Here is an 18,803-nt window from a genome sequence, read left to right as displayed (position 1 = left end):
AGTGATCTACTTTACGCTAAGAAAATAGGGTTGATAACAAGGCAAAAGCTTTTTTAACTAATTGTTATCACTAATTGCTCCTGCATTGCTCTACCTTTTGCATCCATGCAGTCGTATTTCATAATTTTTTACGCAGTTAGTGCAAAGTTTAATCCCTTGAATTGATCAAGTATTATTGCCGAACGATATTATATATTCTAAAAATAAAAAAACCGCATTAATAAAATGCGGTTTATAAACTAAAAGTATTTTTAATTATTAAAAATAGCCACGAACACCAAAGCGGAAGTTTCTGCCTGGTAGTGGTGCTTTATCTTTAATAAATGAGCTATGTACAAAACCTAACTCATCAGTAATGTTATCAACGTTTATATACAGCTGTGCATCGATACTGCCTAAACCTAATTGGTAATTAGCTTGTGCATCAAATAACGTATAGCCATCAGTTTGAGTTTCAAAGGCAGTTACATCGTTTTGATCAAAGTAATGAGTACCCGTTAATGTTAGTTGTAAGTCACCTAAATCGTACTGTAACTCAGAGCCTAATTTATTGGCAGGGATACGTGGTAAATTACCTTCGTCGTCTTTTAGTTTTGCACGAGTTGAGTCACCAAATACTTTAACCATAGCGCTTGGTGTTACTTGGTAATGCGCGTCAAACTCAATTCCATAAAGCTCTGCGTCTTTACTTGTAAACTGATAAACCGCAACAGCATCGTCATGTGCACCAATAGCTGATTCTAAACCATCTTCTTCATCGTAAACTAAACCCGTATTTTCTTGAAAATAAAAGTTTTTGATATCGTTATAGAAAAAGTTAACGGTGTAACCAAAATCACCGCTAAAGCGTCTAAAGCTTAAATCTAAGTTTGTTGAAGTTTCCTGCTTGATATTTTCTGGCTCAAAATGCGCTTCATTATCTTCAATATTGTAACCAAGGCCTAGCTCGTACGTGCCAGTTGCGATGTGTAAACCGTTAGATAAAAGTTCTGCCGAAAGCGGTGCTCGTTCTGAATGAGAAATACTCGTAGCGATACTATGACCCGGCTTGTATTGCCAAATGGCACCAGCAGAGGCACTTAAATTGGTAAAACTTTCATTATACCCAATGGTTTCTTCGTCGCTGTGATCTATTTCTACTTCATCGTGGCTATGCTCGTGTGCCGTGATTTGGCTTTCAATTTTGTAATCTTCAACACGTGCGCCAAGTTCAATTGTAACGTCGCCAAATTCACGCTCTTCTAGTAAATATAATGCGTTAGTTGTAGTTACACTTGCAGGTGTAAATGCTTCTTCACCAATTGCATCGTAGTCAGAATCGCTGTAGTGATAGCCCATCATTCCGTGCCAATCAGCAAACTTATGCTCTACATTTAAACGTGCTTCAGTCGTTTTATTTTTAAAAGTAGTACCAATTTCGCTATCTTCAATTTCGCTGTGCGAGTAATCTGTATAGCCAACACGTAGGTTGATGGTTTCAATCCAGTTATTATGAAGGGCGTAACTTACAAGCCCTTGCCAGCGATCTTGCTCTAAATGTGCATAAACTGGCTCTTCAGCTGCTTCATCTTCATGTTCTGCATGCTCTTCTTCAGTTTCACCTTCGTGATCGTGATGATGCTCATGCCCAGGAATACCGTAATCAGTATCAATGCTACCGTATGAAAAACCAATCGTTAAATGATCGCCAACATAGCTGGTACCAAAGTTAAGTGTTTCGCTATCAATAAATGTGTTTTCTACAGAATTCTCTGTTTCTACATCGCCATCATCGTCGGCAATAGTAAAGGTAGGTGTTTGGTAATCATCGCCACTGCGCTTAGTGCCATCAAAATGAAAGTTAAAGCCTTCATTACCTGTTTCAAGTTTTGCAGCTACTGTGTTTGAGTTTGACACTGTATCGTGGCTGTATTCAGCAGCACCCGTAAGCTCGTCGATATTGTCTGTAGGGATGCGGTTATCAACCACGTTTACAACACCGCCAATTGCACCAGAGCCATAAAGTAGGGTACTTGGGCCACGTAATACTTCAATTTGTTCTGCTGCTAGGCTGTCGCTTGATGTTGCGTGGTCTGGGCCAATGCGTGATGCATCGCTGGCATCTAATCCATTTTGTGTGATTTTAACGCGAGGGCCATCTAAACCACGAATAATTGGGCTTGATGATACAGGGCCAAAGTAACTTGCATTTACGCCTGGTAAACCTTTTAGAGTTTCACCAAGAGTTGGTTTTGATTTATTTCTTAATTCATCACCTGAGAGCACGCTTACTGGCGATATCATCTCGAGGCTATTTTTATGAAGTGCAGAGGCATAAACAACCACTGTCTCAACTGATGTTGGTTTAAGTGACACAGACAGATTATTTGAAGATTCGCTTACAGCAATACGAGAGTCTACGTAGTTGTCTTTACTAATATGTAATTGGCTATTTGCATCGATTTCTATAGCAAATTCGCCTAAATCGTTACTTTTAACGCTTTGGTTTTTGCCATGCACATGAATTGAGGCATTTTTGATTGGTTGATTTTTATCATCCATTACTTTACCAGTAACAGTGGCAGCCAAAGCTGATTGAGAACATAAAACAGAAAAAATAGCAGAGGAGATTAATGTTAACTTTGTCATGGATATATTGGTTCGCGGTTATTATGTTGTGATATAATATAACACCGCAAAATCAGTGAATCAACAATGTTATAGTATAACTTTGTGTTTTGCGATGAATGATCTAAAAATGACGATTAAACCAATTTTATAAAAATTATAATAATAGGTATGTTAATAGAAATACCTATTTATTTAAGTGCGAGTCTCATAGCGCTGCAGGTTTATCTGGGTATTTAAGAGCGGCTATCTATCATTATCAAATCTAGTTTATGCTGCGCTCTTGTCTGGTTTGTTATATCTATAGATTCAATCATTTCGCATTCGTCGCGGATCATCTCTGAAATAAGGCTAGGGTAGTGGCGGCAGTCTTCTGGACGGTCAAGGTAAATACTGCAGGTATACATATTTTTAGCGAGAGGCTCCTTTTTAGGCGCAATTTCTAAAAATGGGCACACTTGAAGTCTTAAGCCTGTTTTTGGGTCAAACCAAATTTCGTTGTTTTTAACGTACTCATAAATTTCGGGGTTAAAGAGCTCCCATAAACCTATTTCTTCTTTCGTTGCGCTTAAGTCGCCGCCACCATATTTAATACAGCATTTACCACACTGGTTGCACTCTTTCATAATTTGCTAATTTAGTTGGCTGTTAACACATTTAAGTTAGGTATTAGTGTAGCACCAAATTTATTATTAACGCTCTACTGAATTGCCCCATTGTTTGCTTTTTGGGTGTGTAAAAAAGTTAGATACAATAACTTAAGTTAAAACCCCTTGTTACATTTTATATAGTACAGGCTTTATTTAATGCTTTACTCTAAGGTGGCGAAAAATATTATGAAACCTGCTTGGGTAGCTGTGTAGTTATTAAATGTTGCTGAGCGGGATCCCTAAGTAGGATGTAATTATGAAAGAAGCTGTTACTAAGTTAAAAACAGAATTTAATGCAAAGTTATTATATTGGAACAACCTTAAAAGTAGCAAAGCCAAAGCGGCAATCATCTTATTATTTATAGTTGTCATTGCACTTAAAGTGTTTACGACCATCTTTACGTTGGATTGGGTTGCAAGTTTATTCAGTGTGTGATGTTACTAAGAGTAATTGCGATAAAGTTTAATTACAGTGTGTTTAACGCCTACGCGATGTTCATTATTAATGTATTATTACGCTATACACCAAATTAAATAAATCAGTTGTTTAAATACATTTTATAATGACTGTAATGATACATTTTAGCTAAATTGAGTCAGTACATTAGTTTAGCTGCACTAAAGGATAACCAGTGATGATGAATACAAAAATATATAAAGCGGTACATGACCTAGCAGAAGATTTAATGGCGGCGGCTAACAAAAATAACCGAGAAAAATTTGAATCTTTATTTGTTCAATTAAAAGCGATTTGTATTGAAAACGAAAACACTTCAAAAGATCACCCAGTACAATGGGAAACTTTAGCTGATTTTACCGAAGAGCTAGAAGAGGCAATCACGACTTATGAAAAAGCATTAGAAAAGTCTGTTGCGATTAATAACAAAGATCACATGTCGTCGGTTTCTTTTTCAATGGCTACACTGCAGCTAGAACTTGGTCAAAAAGACGAGGCTATTAAAAATCTTCAAAATGCTAAGGTTAGTGCTAATAAAATTGAAGATAAAGAGCTTAAAGCTGAGATACACGATCTACTAGAATCACTTATTGAAGAAGAAGGGTAAATACTTAAAAGTATGAGTTACCCATATTGAATACTATTTATTTGGATTTAGCTTAAGTTAGTACAATTTAATGAAACGCTGATGGTTTATACCCTCAGCGTTTTTTTATGTTCGCTATAAATACTAAACCAAAATATAAGGCTTACTATTGAGCTAGCTTATTCATAAAATCGATAATGTACTTTGCAATTTCTACTGGTTTTTCTTCAACGCTAAAGTGCCCTGAATCGAGTAAATGCAGTTCAGCGTTCGGTACATCTTTTAAGTATGCTTTAGCGCCTTCGGCTATAAACGCAGGGTCGTTTTTACCCCATACAATTAACGTTGGTGGTTGGTACTTGCGTAAATAAGCTTGCCACTTTGGATAGTCGAGAAGGTTGTTGTAGTAATCTTGTAGCAATTGCACTTGAATTACTCTATCGGCTTTGGTTTGTAAAAAGTGAAGATCGTGCGTCCAGCTATCTGGGCTCATTATTTCTGGGTTACTTTGTACGTCTCGTAAATACTGATTATTAATAATGGCTTTATCAGATGTGAACGAATAAATTTTATCACTCTGCGCTTTCGAACTATCTTCATTCGCGGCTTTAAAAAATGCTTGCCTCGGTAGGGTTAGCCCCTCTAAATACGCATTACCATTTTGTACAATAAGTGCATCAAGTTTATTAGGGTTATTTAACAACATTCTAAAGCCTACAGGTGCCCCAAAGTCTTGTATATAAAGGCTGTAGCGCTTTACTTTAAGTGTTGTTAGTAATCCTTCAACGTATTGAGCTAGTAATTCAAAAGTATATTTTTGAGTTTTTGGGTTTGGGCGTGCGCTATAACCAGAGCCTAAATAATCAGGTGCAATCACATGATAGCGACCTGATAAGAGTGGGATCAATTCTCGGTAGCTGTGTGAAGACGACGGATACCCATGTAAAAGTACAATGGTTTGCTTATGCTGCGCGCCAGCTTCTCGGTAAAATATTTTTTTACCATTTACATTTGCATATTTGTAAGTGGTTTTTGAAGGCCATACAGCATCAGCTGCATATACTTGAGCGGTAAACGTAGATATTGAAATTAATAAAAACACAATAAATGAGACGATGTGAGCAGGTTTTACTTTAAGGCTTTTTTGTATATCTAGGTGCATTAGTAAATTCGTTATTTTTGGTAATGACGCTTTATTAATTTACTAGACCTATTATTTACACATTTATATTCAGATAATAACGTTGTAGTTTCACAGCAAAGAAGTGCACAGCAGGAGTAAGTGCAGCTTTGGACCTTACAAGATACTGATAAGCCAACAGTGGGCTAGGGCGTTAGCTCTTTATTGGCCGCTTTTTTGTATTTGAAATAGCTTATTAAATAAACGGCTATTGGAATCGTTGGGCTTAAAAATATGTGAGGATGGAAATAGATACCACGTTCGTCATATAGAAACACATATAACACGACCGCAAATGTTGAAGGTAAGGGGAAGATGATTGCACCGTGCCCAACAGCAGCAAATAGTGTCCACGAGAAAACACTAGGCCAAAGCACTGCTCTGATGTAAGCACCTTTATTAGTCGCTTTAGCCTTTTCAGCGTAATTACGTGAAACAAAATAAGATATTACTGTTGGAAACAAAGTTAAAATGATACTTAGCAGTATAAGCATAGTGATACAATTCCTTTTGATATTATTTGCATAACCCAGTTTTTCACAATGTATTAATTGGTTTGAGTTGATACCGTTTTTAAAGCAGCAATTTGCTTAATTTCATCAGCTGTTAATGCTTGATATAACCTAGGATAGGGCCAACCATAGCCCCATCTGAAAGTCGATGGTATATAAGGACTGCCACCAAATCGAACTCCAACAAGCATAAGGTTTGCTATACTCGTTTCGCCGGCTTCAATAACACACTGTTGCAAGGCTTTATCTGCTTCTAAACGTTGCCAATAAGTGCCACCTTGCCAGTAGGCGTAGTCGTGCGCTTTGCAACATGCAAGCCACAACTTTTTATCTTTTGTGGTGCCATCCGGAAAAGCACTACAGCCATCTGATGTGAACGGTTTTATATTTTCAGCATTTACTGTATTACTTAATATGGCCAGTAAGACAATAAGACTGAAACGTATTACTTTCATGTGAAAGAGTGTATTAGTAAAATTATACATGATTTTAAGTGTTACTGTTTTAGTTACAAATAATAACACTTTAAAAAGTATAAAAAAGGGTTTTACTGTTTATAGACCGGTTATGCTTGTATGATAATTTTGATTTAGAGCTTTTTATTTAGATATTTTATGCGTTCTATTTTCTTCGCAAGTTGCTAGATGTTAATACTAAAAGTGCTGGTTAAAAATTTACTACAATATTAGATTAAGGTTTATACATGGTGTGTTGCATTTGTACTTTAGGAGAGGAGCTGTGCTAGAACAAATAGAAAATTGGATTGACGCTACAAATTTAAAATACAGCAGTCAAAAAGTGAGTTGTGATAAATTCAGTAATGAATTTTATGGGTTTTATTCTAGCGAGTTTTTAAAAAACGCGTATTACGTTGTTGTAGACCAAATACCAAAGCCAGACTTTGCGGGTCTGCGAGAAATGGGTCTAGGTGATTTTGTCGATATGGACGCGGCGGGTATAACGTATAAAAATACCTATTATCTACTTCCTGAGGTTGCAAAAGATTTGAGGGTTCATTTTCATGAGCTTGTGCATGTAGCGCAGTGGCTTAAACTTGGTCCAGACGCGTTTATGATGCGTTACATTAGCGAAATCCAACATGTAGGATACAATGACGCTCCGCTTGAAAAAATGGCATATGCGCTGGATACGCAATTTGCAAGTAAAGGCAATAAAATAGACGTGCTTAGGCACGTAGCCCAAACGCTGTAACTCAATTTTAGGTTGAAAGGAGTTTATATGTACAGAATTATTGGGTGTTTACTTACTTTAGCGTGTATTAATAGTAATGCAGCATCGTTTGAAGAAGATATTGTTTCAGCTTTGCTTGAGCGTACAACTCATGATGTGACTTACGACGGCGCTTATCGCTCTATTGGCTACCCTGGTGGGGATGTACCTAAAAATATAGGTGTGTGCACCGATGTAATAATTAGAAGTTATAGAAAGTTAGGTGTTGATTTACAGAAACTCGTGCATGAAGACATGCAAAAAAACTTTGCGCTGTATCCATCTAAACGTATTTGGGGCTTAACTAAGCCTGATAAAATATAGATCACCGACGTGTTCCAAATTTACAAGCTTACTTTGAGCGCCATGCAAACGTATTGAGTATATCCAACAAAGTGAGTGATTATAAAACCGGCGATATAATAACGTGGATGTTACCAGGTAATTTACCTCATATAGGTATGGTGATTAATGAGTTATCTCAAGATACGGGTAACCCACTTATTGTGCATAATATAGGGCGTGGTCCGCAAAAAAGCGATATGCTTTTTGATTATAAAATTACCGGACATTACCGGTTCGTTCCACACTATTGATAAGTTTAATAAACGATAGATGTAAGTATTGATTTTTATTTCAGATCAATACTTACATTGCCATTGGGTTTACAGCAGCACAACAGTATTTCGCCTTCGCGTACAAACGCAAGTGGCTCTTCGTTATACTCAACACTGCCTGACACTAAAGTTGCTCTACAAGCGCCGCAATAGCCTTCACGGCATTGGAATGCGACGTCTATTTTCATGGATTCTAAGCAGTGTAAAAGAGAAGGGCAGCCAGCGGTAAATTCTATACACTGGCTGTTTTCTGCAAGCGTTATGCTTGCAGTAGACTTGCTACTCATTATAAATCAAAATCACCAAATTCTGATGCATCAACTTGAGAGTCTATTTGACCAACAAGGTATGAGCTTATTTCTGCTTCTTGTGGTGCTACTTGCACGTTATCAGACACTAACCACGAGTTTATCCACGGGATAGGGTTACTGTTATTTTCAAACTGTGCTGGCAAACCAATTGCAGTCATACGTGCATTGGTAATGTATTCAACGTACTGACATAAAATATGTTTATTTAAGCCAATCATCGAACCATCTTTAAATAAGTATTCGGCCCACTCTTTTTCTTGCTCTGCAGCATCAACAAACATTTTAATTGCTTCGTCGCGGCACTGGGCAGCAACAATCGCCATTTCTGGATCGTCCTTACCGTCTTGCATAATGTTTAAAATATGCTGAGTACCAGAAAGGTGAAGTGCTTCATCGCGTGCAATTAGCTTGATGATTTTAGCGTTACCTTCCATTAGCTCGCGCTCAGCAAATGCAAACGAACATGCAAAGCTTACGTAAAAGCGAATCGCTTCAAGAATATTTACCGACATCATAGCCAGGTAAAGTTTCTTTTTAAGCTCAAATAAATTAATGATAACTGTTTTACCGTTAATCTCGTGTTTGCCTTCACCGTATAAGTTGTAAAGCGATACAGAGTTAATTAAGTCATCGTAGTATTTAGTTACGGCATCAGCACGTTCGCTAATTTTATCGTTGCTAACAATGTCATCAAAAATAAGCTCAGGTGCTTGTGTTACGTTACGGATAATATGCGTGTATGAACGGCTGTGAATTGTTTCACTGAACGCCCACGTTTCTATCCATGTTTCAAGCTCTGGTAGCGATACAATTGGAAGTAGAGCCACGTTTGGCGAACGACCTTGTACACTATCAAGCAGTGTTTGGTATTTTAAGTTGCTTAAAAATATATGCTTTTCGTGATCTGGTAATGCTTGAAAGTCTAAACGGTCTTTACTTACATCTACTTCCTCAGGACGCCAAAAGAAAGACAGTTGCTTTTCAATTAACTTTTCAAAAATTGGGTATTTTTGTTGGTCGTAACGAGATACGTTTACAGTTTGGCCAAAAAACATTGGCTCTTGCATTTGGTTATTATGGTTTCGGCTAAAAGTAGTATAAGACATGTTTATCACTCAAAAAACTATCAGAAAAAGCGGGCTAAATGCCCGCTTAAAATAAAAATCAGCAGTTATATTTTACACGCGCCGCCTTCACAATCGTCATCTTCCACTTCTGGAGCATCTTCTTGTGAGTCTGAGGCGCCATCGCGAGTATTGTGGTAATACAAGGTTTTAACACCTAGTTTGTACGCGCTTAGTAAGTCTTTTAATAAGACTTGCATAGGTACTTTACCGCCTTCGAACTTGTTTGGATCATAATTTGTATTTGCAGAAATTGTTTGGTCAACAAATTTTTGCATTATGCCAACAAGCTGTAAATAACCATCGTTTGATGGAATGTCCCATAGTAGCTCGTACTGATCTTTTAAACGCTCATACTCAGGAACAACTTGTTTTAAAATACCGTCTTTACTTGCTTTAACGCTAATATGTCCACGTGGTGGCTCAATACCGTTAGTTGCGTTAGAGATTTGCGACGATGTTTCTGATGGCATTAATGCACTTAGTGTTGAGTTACGCATACCGTGCTCTTTAATACTTGCACGTAGTGTATCCCAATCAAGATGAAGTGGCTCATCACAAATTTTATCTAAATCACGTTTGTACGTATCTGTTGGCATAATACCTTGTGAATACGTTGTTTCGTTAAACTTAGGACACGCGCCACGCTCTTTAGCAAGCTCGTTTGATGCTTTCATTAAGTAATATTGAATAGCTTCAAAGGTTTTATGTGTTAATGCATTAGCGCTGCCATCAGAATAACGCTTACCGTTTTTAGCTAGGTAGTATGCGTAGTTAATTACGCCTATTCCTAGTGTACGACGACCCATAGTTGCATTTTTAGCAGCCGGTACAGGGTAGTCTTGGAAATCAAGTAAGTTATCAAGTGCGCGTACTGCAAGTTCAGCTAGCTCTTCAAGCTCATCAAGTGACTCTATTGCACCTAGGTTAAACGCAGAAAGTGTACAAAGGGCAATTTCGCCTTCTTCGTCATTCACGTTATTAAGTGGCTTAGTTGGCAATGCAATTTCTAAACATAAGTTAGATTGGCGAATTGGCGCAACTTTAGAAATAAATGGGCTGTGTGTATTACAGTGATCCACATTTTGTAAATAAATACGACCAGTACTTGCACGCTCTTGCGCAAACATAGAGAAAAGCTCAATGGCTTTAATGCGTTTTTTACGAATAGACTCGTCTTGTTCGTATTTAACGTAAAGTGCGTCAAACTCAGCTTGGTCTTCAAAAAATGCATCATAAAGGCCAGGCACATCTGATGGGCTAAATAATGTAATGTAATCATCTTTAATTAAACGAGAGTACATTAATTTATTAAACTGTACGCCGTAATCTAGGTGGCGAACGCGGTTGTCATCTACACCACGGTTATTTTTAAGTACAAGTAGGTTCTCTACTTCTAAATGCCAAAGCGGGTAGAATAATGTTGCTGCGCCGCCACGTACACCACCTTGTGAACAACTTTTAACCGCTGTTTGAAAGTGCTTATAAAAAGGGATACAACCTGTGTGATACGCTTCGCCGTTACGAATATGGCTACCTAGCGCACGTATTCTACCTGCATTAATACCAATTCCCGCACGTTGTGAAACGTATTTAACAATAGCTGACGACGTTGCATTGATTGAATCAAGGCTGTCGCCACATTCAATTAATACACACGAGCTAAATTGGCGAGTAGGCGTACGTACACCCGACATAATTGGCGTTGGTAGAGATATTTTAAATAAAGATACTGCATCGTAAAAACGTTTAATGTAATCAGTACGTGTTTCACGTGGGTAATCTGAAAATAAGCTTGCCGCAACTAAAATATATAAAAACTGTGCACTTTCGTATATTTCACCCGATACACGGTTTTGAACGAGGTACTTACCTTCAAGTTGCTTTACAGCAGCGTAGCTAAAGTTAAGATCGCGAGAATGATCAAGGTATGCATCAAGCTCATCTAACTCTTGCTCTGTGTAATCTACTAGTAAATGAGCATCATAGCGTTTATCGGCAACCATTTTTGTTACGTGGTCAAATAAACGTGGTGGCTCAAATTGACCGTACGCTTTTTTACGTAAATGGAATACAGCTAAACGTGCAGCTAAGTATTGGTAATCAGGCGATTCTTTTGAAATCTGATCCGCTGCTGCTTTAATGATGGTTTCGTGAATGTCCTTAGTACGAATACCGTCGTAAAACTGAATGTGCGACTTTAATTCAACTTGCGAAACCGAAACGTTGTTTAAACCTTCGGCGGCCCACTCAATAACGCGATGGATCTTATCCAGATCAAGAGGCTCTTTACGCCCGTCACGTTTGCTTACAGATAACTGTTGGTTCATTTGCCTGTATTCCTTGGGAATTATGTATTTTGACCAATGCTTTATACCTCGCCGAGGCAAGCTATATACTCATTTATTATAATTTTCGCCATATTTGCGAATTTAATTGAATAACATTTGGCCACAATATCTGGTGTTGTTCAATTTAGAGATCACAAGATAGTGTGGTCTGAGTTGTTTTGCAAGGGACATAATTGCCCCTATTTGTGGATAACTTCGGGATAACGTATTTGTGTTAGTAGACACTCACCTTCGAACAATCATTTAAGTTGAAATATGCAAAAATCAACTAATGATCTGCTAAATTTACGCATTTTAAAAATAAATTTTGACTGCTTTTTTTATCAGCAAGCTTTGCGTAAAAACTAACACAATCACAATATATAGTGTTTATTAATTAACATGGCACTATATATGGTTAAAACCATCAATTGGGCTTTGCCAGTTAAAATCAGCATTCCAGCTGTTGGCTTCATCAATACTTGGTATGTAGCCCCAAAGTGCCGTTGCTGTGCGCATACCTGCGGCTTTGCCTGCTTGTATGTCTCGCTGTGCATCACCAATGTACAAACAGCGTTTTGGTTGCACTCTCATAAGCTTTGCACAATGTAGCAGCGGTAAAGGGGATGGCTTAGCTTCAGCTAAGGTGTCGCCACTTATTACTACACTAGCATTTTTCAATGCGGGAATTGCTGCCACTAAAGGATCAGTTAAAAACCCTGGTTTGTTAGTCATGATCCCCCATTTGATCTTTTTCTGATCAAGGGCAATAAGCAACGATTCAACACCGCTGAAGCAATGCGTGTGATTTGCTATGTTTGCAGCGTATTCGTCAACTAATTGCTTAATAAGTTCGCTTTGAGGTTGTGTGTCCCATAACTCTTTAAAACCAGCCTCTAATAATGCGCCTGCGCCGTTAGATGCCGCAGGGCGGTATACATCACTACTAACTGGCTCTATTTTATTATTAATGAGAACTGCATTTAAAGCCGCACCTAAATCATCAGCGGTGTCGAGTAGAGTGCCGTCTAAATCAAATAAAAATGCATCGTACTCAATAAGGGGGAGGGGGGCTTGAGAGTTAGCCATTAAGCTAACTTCTCAAAGTACAGTATGTAATTTACGCTAACGTCACTATTGAGCGTATATTGCTTTGATAGTGGATTATAAGAAAGGCCTGTACTTGCACGAACTTTTAAACCCGCTTGCTCTGCCCATGCAATGAGCTGCGCAGGTTTTATAAACTTTTTATGGTCGTGTGTACCTTCAGGCACCATTTTTAAAAGCTTTTCAGCACCAACAATAGCGTATAAATATGCTTTAGGTGTTTTGTTCAGGGTTGAAAAAAACACGTCTGCGCCTGGTTTGGCAAGTGCAGCTACGGCATGAATGATAGATGCTGGGTCGGGAACGTGCTCAAGCATTTCCATACAGGTTATTACATCAAAGCCCTCTGGGTGTTGTGATGCAAACTCTTCTGCAGGCACTTTTATGTAATCTACATTTACGCCAGTTTCTAAACTGTGTAACTTAGCAACAGTTAAAGGCTCTTGCCCCATGTCGATGCCAGTTACTTTTGCGCCCATGCGCGCCATGCTTTGGCTTAAAATACCGCCACCACAGCCAACATCGAGTGTTTCTTTATCGAATAAACCTTGCGTTTTGTTTGCTATAAAGTCTAAACGTAATGGGTTAATTTCGTGAAGAGGTTTGAATTCTCCGTCTAGGTCCCACCAGCGCTCGGCGATGGCTTCAAATTTTGCTATTTCTGCGTGATCTACATTTTGATGTTCGGTCATAAAATACTTCCTCGTCAATCTGAGGCCATTATATAGGGCTAAATTGATAAATCGCAAAGTTTTGCGCCTGTAAATTAAAATTAATTGTGATAGCATGGCTGTTAGAAATAATAACAATACTCTTAATACCCAATACCGGGTTGTTGAGAGCTGATACTGAAGGAATGTGATATCAAATGACTGATCTCGCCAATGAAATTCTGCCAGTCAATATTGAAGACGAGTTAAAAAACTCCTACTTAGATTACGCAATGAGCGTAATTGTAGGACGTGCATTACCAGACGTACGTGACGGCTTAAAACCTGTTCATCGCCGCGTTTTGTTTGCAATGAACGAGCTTAGTAATGACTGGAACAAGCCTTACAAAAAATCGGCCCGTGTGGTCGGTGACGTAATCGGTAAATACCACCCACACGGCGACAGTGCAGTTTATGACACGATAGTTCGTATGGCTCAGCCATTCTCACTGCGTTATATGCTAGTAGATGGCCAAGGTAACTTCGGTTCGGTTGATGGTGATTCAGCAGCGGCAATGCGTTATACAGAAGTACGTATGGCTAAAATGTCGCATGAGTTATTAGCCGATCTTGAAAAAGAAACGGTTGATTTCGTTCCTAACTACGATGGCACTGAGTTCATCCCTGATGTTTTACCAACGAAAGTTCCTAATTTATTAGTGAATGGTTCGTCAGGTATTGCAGTAGGTATGGCTACAAATATACCACCACATAACTTAACTGAAGTTGTAAATGGTTGTTTGGCACTTATTCAAAATCCAGATTTAACTATTTTAGAGTTAATGGATTATATTCCTGGTCCTGATTTCCCAACGGCTGCAATTATCAACGGTAAGAAGGGTATTGAACAAGCCTACTTAACTGGCCGTGGTAAAGTGTACATGCGTGCACGCGCCGACATCGAAACCGATGAAAAAACAGGCCGTGAAACAATCATCGTTCACGAAATTCCTTATCAAGTTAATAAAGCTCGTTTAATTGAAAAAATTGCTGAGCTGGTTAAAGATAAGAAAATTGAAGGTATTAGTGCGCTACGTGATGAATCAGATAAAGACGGTATGCGTATCGTTATTGAAATTAAACGTGGTGACGTAGGCGAAGTTATTTTAAACAACTTGTATTCACAAACTCAGTTACAAACTGTGTTTGGTATGAATATGGTTGCGCTAATTAATAACCAACCTAAATGTTTCAATTTAAAAGAAATGTTAGAAGAGTTTATTATTCACCGTCGTGAAGTAGTAACTCGTCGTACAGTATTTGATTTACGTAAAGCCCGTGACCGTGCACACACGCTTGAAGGCTTAGCGATTGCGCTTGCAAACATTGACCCAATTATCGAACTTATTCGTAAATCCCCTACACCTGCTGAAGCTAAAATTGCTTTAACAGCGCGTCCGTGGGAATTAGGTAATGTACAAGGTATGCTTGAAAAAGCAGGTGAAGATAATGTTGCTCGTCCAGATTGGTTAGCAAGCGAACTTGGTATTCGCGATGGTCAATATTATATCTCTGAGCAACAAGCTCAAGCAATTCTTGATTTGCGTTTACATAAGCTAACAGGTCTTGAACACGAAAAAATCTTGACCGAATACCAAGCGTTATTAGAACTAATTGCTGAACTACTTTATATTTTGGCAACTCCTGAGCGTTTAATGGAAGTTATTCGTGACGAGCTAGTTGAAATTAAAGAGCAATATGGTGATGAGCGTCGCACTGAAATTAATGCAGCTGCTCACGATATCAGCCTTGAAGACTTAATTACTGAAGAAAACGTAGTAGTAACGCTTTCTCACGAAGGTTATGTGAAGTATCAGGCATTGTCTGATTACGAAGCACAGCGTCGTGGTGGTAAAGGTAAGTCAGCAACGAAGATGAAAGATGAAGATTTCATCGAGCGTCTATTAGTTGCAAATACACACGATACTATTTTGTGTTTCTCTACGGCCGGTCGTTTATATTGGCTTAAAGTTTATCAGTTACCACTAGCAAGTCGTGCAGCGCGCGGTAAGCCAATTGTTAACTTGTTACCACTTGAAGCTGATGAACGTATTACTGCTATATTGCCAGTACGTGAGTACGCAAAAGATAAATACATCTTTATGGCAACAGCATTTGGTACAGTTAAGAAAACACCATTAACGGCTTACAGTCGTCAACGTGCAAGCGGTATTATTGCTGTTAACTTAAATGATGGCGATAGCCTTATTGGGGTGGATATTACCGATGGTAGCAACGAAATTATGTTGTTCACTGATGCAGGTAAAGTTGTACGCTTTAAAGAAGCTGAAGAAACAACAGTTGTTGATGAAAACGGTAACCCAGTATTAGACGAAGAAGGTAACCCTGAGATTCGTTTCAAAGGTGTTCGCCCAATGGGTCGTACTGCTACAGGTGTTCGTGGTATTAAAATGGCCGATGATCAACGCGTAGTATCGTTAATTGTACCAAAAACTGACGGTGCTATTTTAACGGTAACTGAAAATGGTTACGGTAAGCGTACACAACTTGAAGATTACCCATCTAAGAGCCGTGCAACACAGGGTGTTGTATCTATTAAGGTGAGTGAGCGTAACGGTGCTGTTGTTGGTGCTGTACAAGTTGATGACAACGACGAAATCATGATTATTTCAAATCGTGGTACCTTAGTACGTACTCGCGTTAATGAAGTTTCTACGGTTGGACGTAACACCCAAGGTGTTATTTTGATCAGAACTATTGACGAAGAGCAAGTAGTTGGTTTACAACGTATAGAAGAGATTGAAGTTACAGAAAGTGACTTGATTGATATTGAAGACGTTGAAACTGTAGATACGGTTATTGATGAAGTAGCGGATGATAATCCTCCTTCAGAATAATTGATATTGAAAAAGCGGCCTTGGCCGCTTTTTTTAATGTTGTTGAAAAAAATTAATAGGGTATGAAGTTATATTCATTCACTAAAAGTCAAAGGTTTAGTGGGTGTGTATTGAGCATTCATGCTTAGTAGTTAAATTACTGGAATGAGGCAAAGGTAATGAGTAAATATAATTTTTGTGCGGGGCCAGCTATGCTTCCGCAAGCGGTTATGAAAAAAGCACAAAAAGAGTTTCTAGATTGGCAAGATTTAGGTGTGTCTGTGATGGAAATAAGCCATCGTAGCAAAGAGTTTTTAGCCCTTACAGCTAAATGTGAAGCTAGCCTTCGTCGCCTAATGAATATCAGTGATGAATTTGAAGTGCTGTTTATGCATGGTGGTGGCCGTGGTCAGTTTAGTGCTGTGCCATTAAATTTACACCAAGAAGGCAAAGTTGCGGTTTATTGCGAAAACGGCGTGTGGTCAAAAAGTGCAACAGACGAGGCCAACAAGTTTACTCAAGCAACCTCTATTGATGTGCGTAATGACGCCAATGGCGAGTTTTCTATTAAACAGGTTGCTGATTGGGTGTTACCAGAAGATGCATCTTACATTCACTATTGTCCTAACGAAACGGTTGACGGCTTAGAAATTTTTGATGTACCAAGCCACCCAACTGCACCGATCGTTGCTGATATGTCGTCAACTATTTTATCACGCGAGATAGACGTTAATAAATTTGATTTAATTTACGCTGGTGCGCAAAAAAATATCGGCCCGTCGGGCATATCAATCGTTATTGTTCGTAAAACATTACTTGAGCGTGAAGGCTTACCTAAACCAGGCATTTTAGATTACGCATTAGAAGCAAAACAAGGCAGCATGTTTAACACGCCTCCTACATTTGCTTGGTATTTAGCTGCTGAAGTATTTCAATGGCTTGAAAGTAATGGTGGCGTAAAAGCGATGGAAGTTCAAAATATTGCTAAAGCGCAGCTACTTTATGACTTTATTGATGAATCGAGCTTTTATACCAATAAAGTAGCTAAACATTGTCGTTCACGTATGAATGTTCCGTTTTGGCTTAATGATGAAAGCTTAAATGATAAGTTTGTTGCTCAGTCTAAAGATGCAGGGCTACTTGCTCTTGAAGGTCACAGAATAGTGGGCGGTATGCGCGCTAGTATTTATAACGCAATGCCTCTTGAGGGTGTTCAAGCACTTGTAGACTTTATGGCTGCTTTTGCAAAGGAGCATAGCTAATGGAGCAGCTTCGTTTAGAACCTATTTCTAGAGTAAATGGCACAGTAACCCTACCAGGTTCAAAGAGTCTATCGAACAGAATTTTATTATTAGCAGCACTTGCAAGCGGTACTACCGTTGTAGAAAACTTACTTGATAGTGACGATATACGCCATATGCTGGGCGCCTTAAAGTTATTAGGTGTAAATGTAACTTTAAATGATGAACGCACTGTAGCCACCGTAGAGGGAGTTAGTGGTGTGTTTAATACGCCGACTGAGCCATTGTTTTTAGGTAATGCGGGTACTGCTTATAGACCTTTAACAGCAGTACTTGCTGGCGTTGCTGGTGAGTACGAGCTAATAGGCGAGCCACGTATGGAAGAGCGTCCGATAGGGCACTTGGTTGACGCGCTACAAGCACTAGGCGGTGATGTTACTTATACAAAGCACAAAGACTACCCACCTCTTAAAATTGTGGGTGGCCAAATAAAAGGCGGTGAGGTTGAAATTGACGGCAGTATTTCAAGTCAATTTTTAACCGCTCTATTAATGGCAGCGCCATTATTTAACGGTGATACAACAATAGCTATTAAAGGTACTTTAGTCTCTAAACCTTATATTGATATTACACTTGATGTAATGGCACGTTTTGGGGTTAATGTTGAGCACTGTGATTATGCAACTTTTAAAGTTAAAGGTGGTCAACAGTATCAATCACTCGATCGCATAATGGTTGAAGGCGATGCATCGTCGGCGTCTTATTTTGTTGCTGCGGCTGCAATTGCAGGCGGTGAGATTGAAATTAAAGGCGTGGGTGCCAAGTCGGTGCAAGGTGATATAGGCTTTGCCAAAGTAATGGAGCAAGTAGGCGCAAAAATTGATTGGTATGATGAGCGTTTAGTTGTTCGCAAAGGCGAATTAAAAGGCGTGGATATTGACGCCAATGCAATTCCTGATGCTGCTATGACCCTTGCAACTGTTGCTCTTTTCGCTAAAGGCCCAACAGCCATTCGTAACATTTATAACTGGCGAGTAAAAGAGACAGACCGTTTATATGCAATGGCAACTGAGCTTCGTAAAGTAGGCGCACAGGTTGTAGAAGGTGAAGATTTTATAGAGATCACCCCACCTGAAACATTCAATGATGTTGCTGTTGATACTTACGACGATCACCGTATAGCCATGTGTTTTGCAATGGTTGCTGTTGGTGGAAAGCCAATAACAATTAATGATCCAAAGTGTACCTATAAAACATTTCCCACATTTTTCAATGTTTTAGCGTCAGTCAGTGAATAAGCTAAT

Annotated in this window: 16 protein-coding genes and 1 pseudogene; 7 read left to right on the top strand and 10 right to left on the bottom strand. The window is 38.8% G+C overall.

Annotation, left to right across the window (positions count from 1 at the left end; translation table 11 throughout):
• Positions 1-258 precede the first annotated feature (258 nt).
• Both H5122_RS04005 and H5122_RS04000 read right to left on the bottom strand, forming a co-directional pair.
• Positions 259-2,628, bottom strand: coding sequence for a TonB-dependent receptor (locus H5122_RS04005; RefSeq protein ID WP_182681342.1), 2,370 nt, complete (start codon positions 2,626-2,628; stop codon positions 259-261).
• Positions 2,629-2,843: 215 nt separating this feature from the next.
• Positions 2,844-3,233 (bottom strand): YkgJ family cysteine cluster protein, encoded by a 390-nt coding sequence (locus H5122_RS04000; RefSeq protein ID WP_024597255.1) that lies wholly within the window; start codon positions 3,231-3,233, stop codon positions 2,844-2,846.
• Positions 3,234-3,513: 280 nt separating this feature from the next.
• Here H5122_RS04000 and H5122_RS03995 point away from each other — a divergent pair, with 280 nt between their 5' ends.
• Positions 3,514-3,693, top strand: coding sequence for a hypothetical protein (locus tag H5122_RS03995; protein ID WP_002961145.1), 180 nt, complete (start codon positions 3,514-3,516; stop codon positions 3,691-3,693).
• A gap of 199 nt (positions 3,694-3,892) precedes the next feature.
• The gene (locus tag H5122_RS03990) at positions 3,893-4,321 is read left to right on the top strand and encodes a tetratricopeptide repeat protein (RefSeq protein ID WP_182681341.1); all 429 of its coding nucleotides are present in this window, start codon (positions 3,893-3,895) and stop codon (positions 4,319-4,321) included.
• 145 nt (positions 4,322-4,466) lie between these two features.
• Here H5122_RS03990 and H5122_RS03985 read toward each other — a convergent pair whose 3' ends face one another.
• The 3 genes from H5122_RS03985 to H5122_RS03975 form a co-directional block, all read right to left on the bottom strand.
• Positions 4,467-5,462 (bottom strand): alpha/beta fold hydrolase, encoded by a 996-nt coding sequence (locus tag H5122_RS03985; RefSeq protein ID WP_182681340.1) that lies wholly within the window; start codon positions 5,460-5,462, stop codon positions 4,467-4,469.
• Between the two features lie 164 nt (positions 5,463-5,626).
• A complete protein-coding gene (locus H5122_RS03980; RefSeq protein WP_182681339.1) occupies positions 5,627-5,974 on the bottom strand; it encodes a hypothetical protein in 348 nt (115 codons plus the stop codon).
• A 53-nt stretch (positions 5,975-6,027) separates the two neighbouring features.
• Positions 6,028-6,447: a hypothetical protein gene (locus tag H5122_RS03975; RefSeq protein ID WP_182681338.1), complete on the bottom strand. Its 420-nt coding sequence runs from the start codon at positions 6,445-6,447 to the stop codon at positions 6,028-6,030.
• Between the two features lie 283 nt (positions 6,448-6,730).
• On the opposite strand from H5122_RS03975, the gene H5122_RS03970 reads away from it, so the two are divergent.
• Positions 6,731-7,204, top strand: a complete 474-nt coding sequence (locus tag H5122_RS03970) for a hypothetical protein (protein ID WP_024597259.1) — start codon at positions 6,731-6,733, stop codon at positions 7,202-7,204.
• A 27-nt stretch (positions 7,205-7,231) separates the two neighbouring features.
• A pseudogene (locus H5122_RS03965) lies at positions 7,232-7,818 on the top strand (DUF1287 domain-containing protein).
• Between the two features lie 35 nt (positions 7,819-7,853).
• Here H5122_RS03965 and yfaE read toward each other — a convergent pair.
• The 5 genes from yfaE to ubiG all read right to left on the bottom strand — a co-directional run bounded on the left by yfaE (position 7,854) and on the right by ubiG (position 13,403).
• On the bottom strand, positions 7,854-8,126 hold the full coding sequence (gene yfaE, locus H5122_RS03960) for a class I ribonucleotide reductase maintenance protein YfaE (RefSeq protein WP_182681337.1): 273 nt from the start codon (positions 8,124-8,126) through the stop codon (positions 7,854-7,856).
• Entirely contained in the window at positions 8,126-9,256 is a 1,131-nt protein-coding gene (nrdB, locus tag H5122_RS03955) for a class Ia ribonucleoside-diphosphate reductase subunit beta (protein ID WP_002961159.1), read from the bottom strand. The genes yfaE and nrdB overlap by 1 nt, the downstream gene beginning before the upstream one ends.
• Positions 9,257-9,321: 65 nt before the next feature.
• Complete coding sequence (gene nrdA, locus H5122_RS03950) at positions 9,322-11,604, bottom strand: class 1a ribonucleoside-diphosphate reductase subunit alpha (protein ID WP_182681336.1); 2,283 nt, start codon at positions 11,602-11,604, stop codon at positions 9,322-9,324.
• A 408-nt stretch (positions 11,605-12,012) separates the two neighbouring features.
• Positions 12,013-12,693 (bottom strand): HAD family hydrolase, encoded by a 681-nt coding sequence (locus H5122_RS03945; RefSeq protein WP_182681335.1) that lies wholly within the window; start codon positions 12,691-12,693, stop codon positions 12,013-12,015.
• The gene (gene ubiG / locus H5122_RS03940; RefSeq protein ID WP_182681334.1) at positions 12,693-13,403 is read right to left on the bottom strand and encodes a bifunctional 2-polyprenyl-6-hydroxyphenol methylase/3-demethylubiquinol 3-O-methyltransferase UbiG; all 711 of its coding nucleotides are present in this window, start codon (positions 13,401-13,403) and stop codon (positions 12,693-12,695) included. The genes H5122_RS03945 and ubiG overlap by 1 nt, the downstream gene beginning before the upstream one ends.
• A 176-nt stretch (positions 13,404-13,579) precedes the next feature.
• On the opposite strand from ubiG, the gene gyrA reads away from it, so the two are divergent.
• The 3 genes from gyrA (at position 13,580) to aroA (ending at position 18,797) form a co-directional block, all read left to right on the top strand.
• Complete coding sequence (gene gyrA, locus H5122_RS03935; protein WP_182681333.1) at positions 13,580-16,279, top strand: DNA topoisomerase (ATP-hydrolyzing) subunit A; 2,700 nt, start codon at positions 13,580-13,582, stop codon at positions 16,277-16,279.
• A gap of 158 nt (positions 16,280-16,437) precedes the next feature.
• The gene (gene serC, locus H5122_RS03930) at positions 16,438-17,520 is read left to right on the top strand and encodes a 3-phosphoserine/phosphohydroxythreonine transaminase (RefSeq protein WP_182681332.1); all 1,083 of its coding nucleotides are present in this window, start codon (positions 16,438-16,440) and stop codon (positions 17,518-17,520) included.
• Positions 17,520-18,797 (top strand): 3-phosphoshikimate 1-carboxyvinyltransferase, encoded by a 1,278-nt coding sequence (gene aroA / locus H5122_RS03925; protein ID WP_182681331.1) that lies wholly within the window; start codon positions 17,520-17,522, stop codon positions 18,795-18,797. Before serC ends, aroA begins: the two co-directional genes overlap by 1 nt.
• Positions 18,798-18,803 lie beyond the last annotated feature (6 nt).

Origin of the sequence: Pseudoalteromonas sp. SG43-8, assembly GCF_014164245.1 — a bacterium.
GTDB classification, from domain to species: Bacteria; Pseudomonadota; Gammaproteobacteria; order Enterobacterales; family Alteromonadaceae; genus Pseudoalteromonas; species Pseudoalteromonas distincta.
Note: the sequence above shows the minus strand (reverse complement) of the source record. Positions and strands in the feature narration are given on the sequence as shown.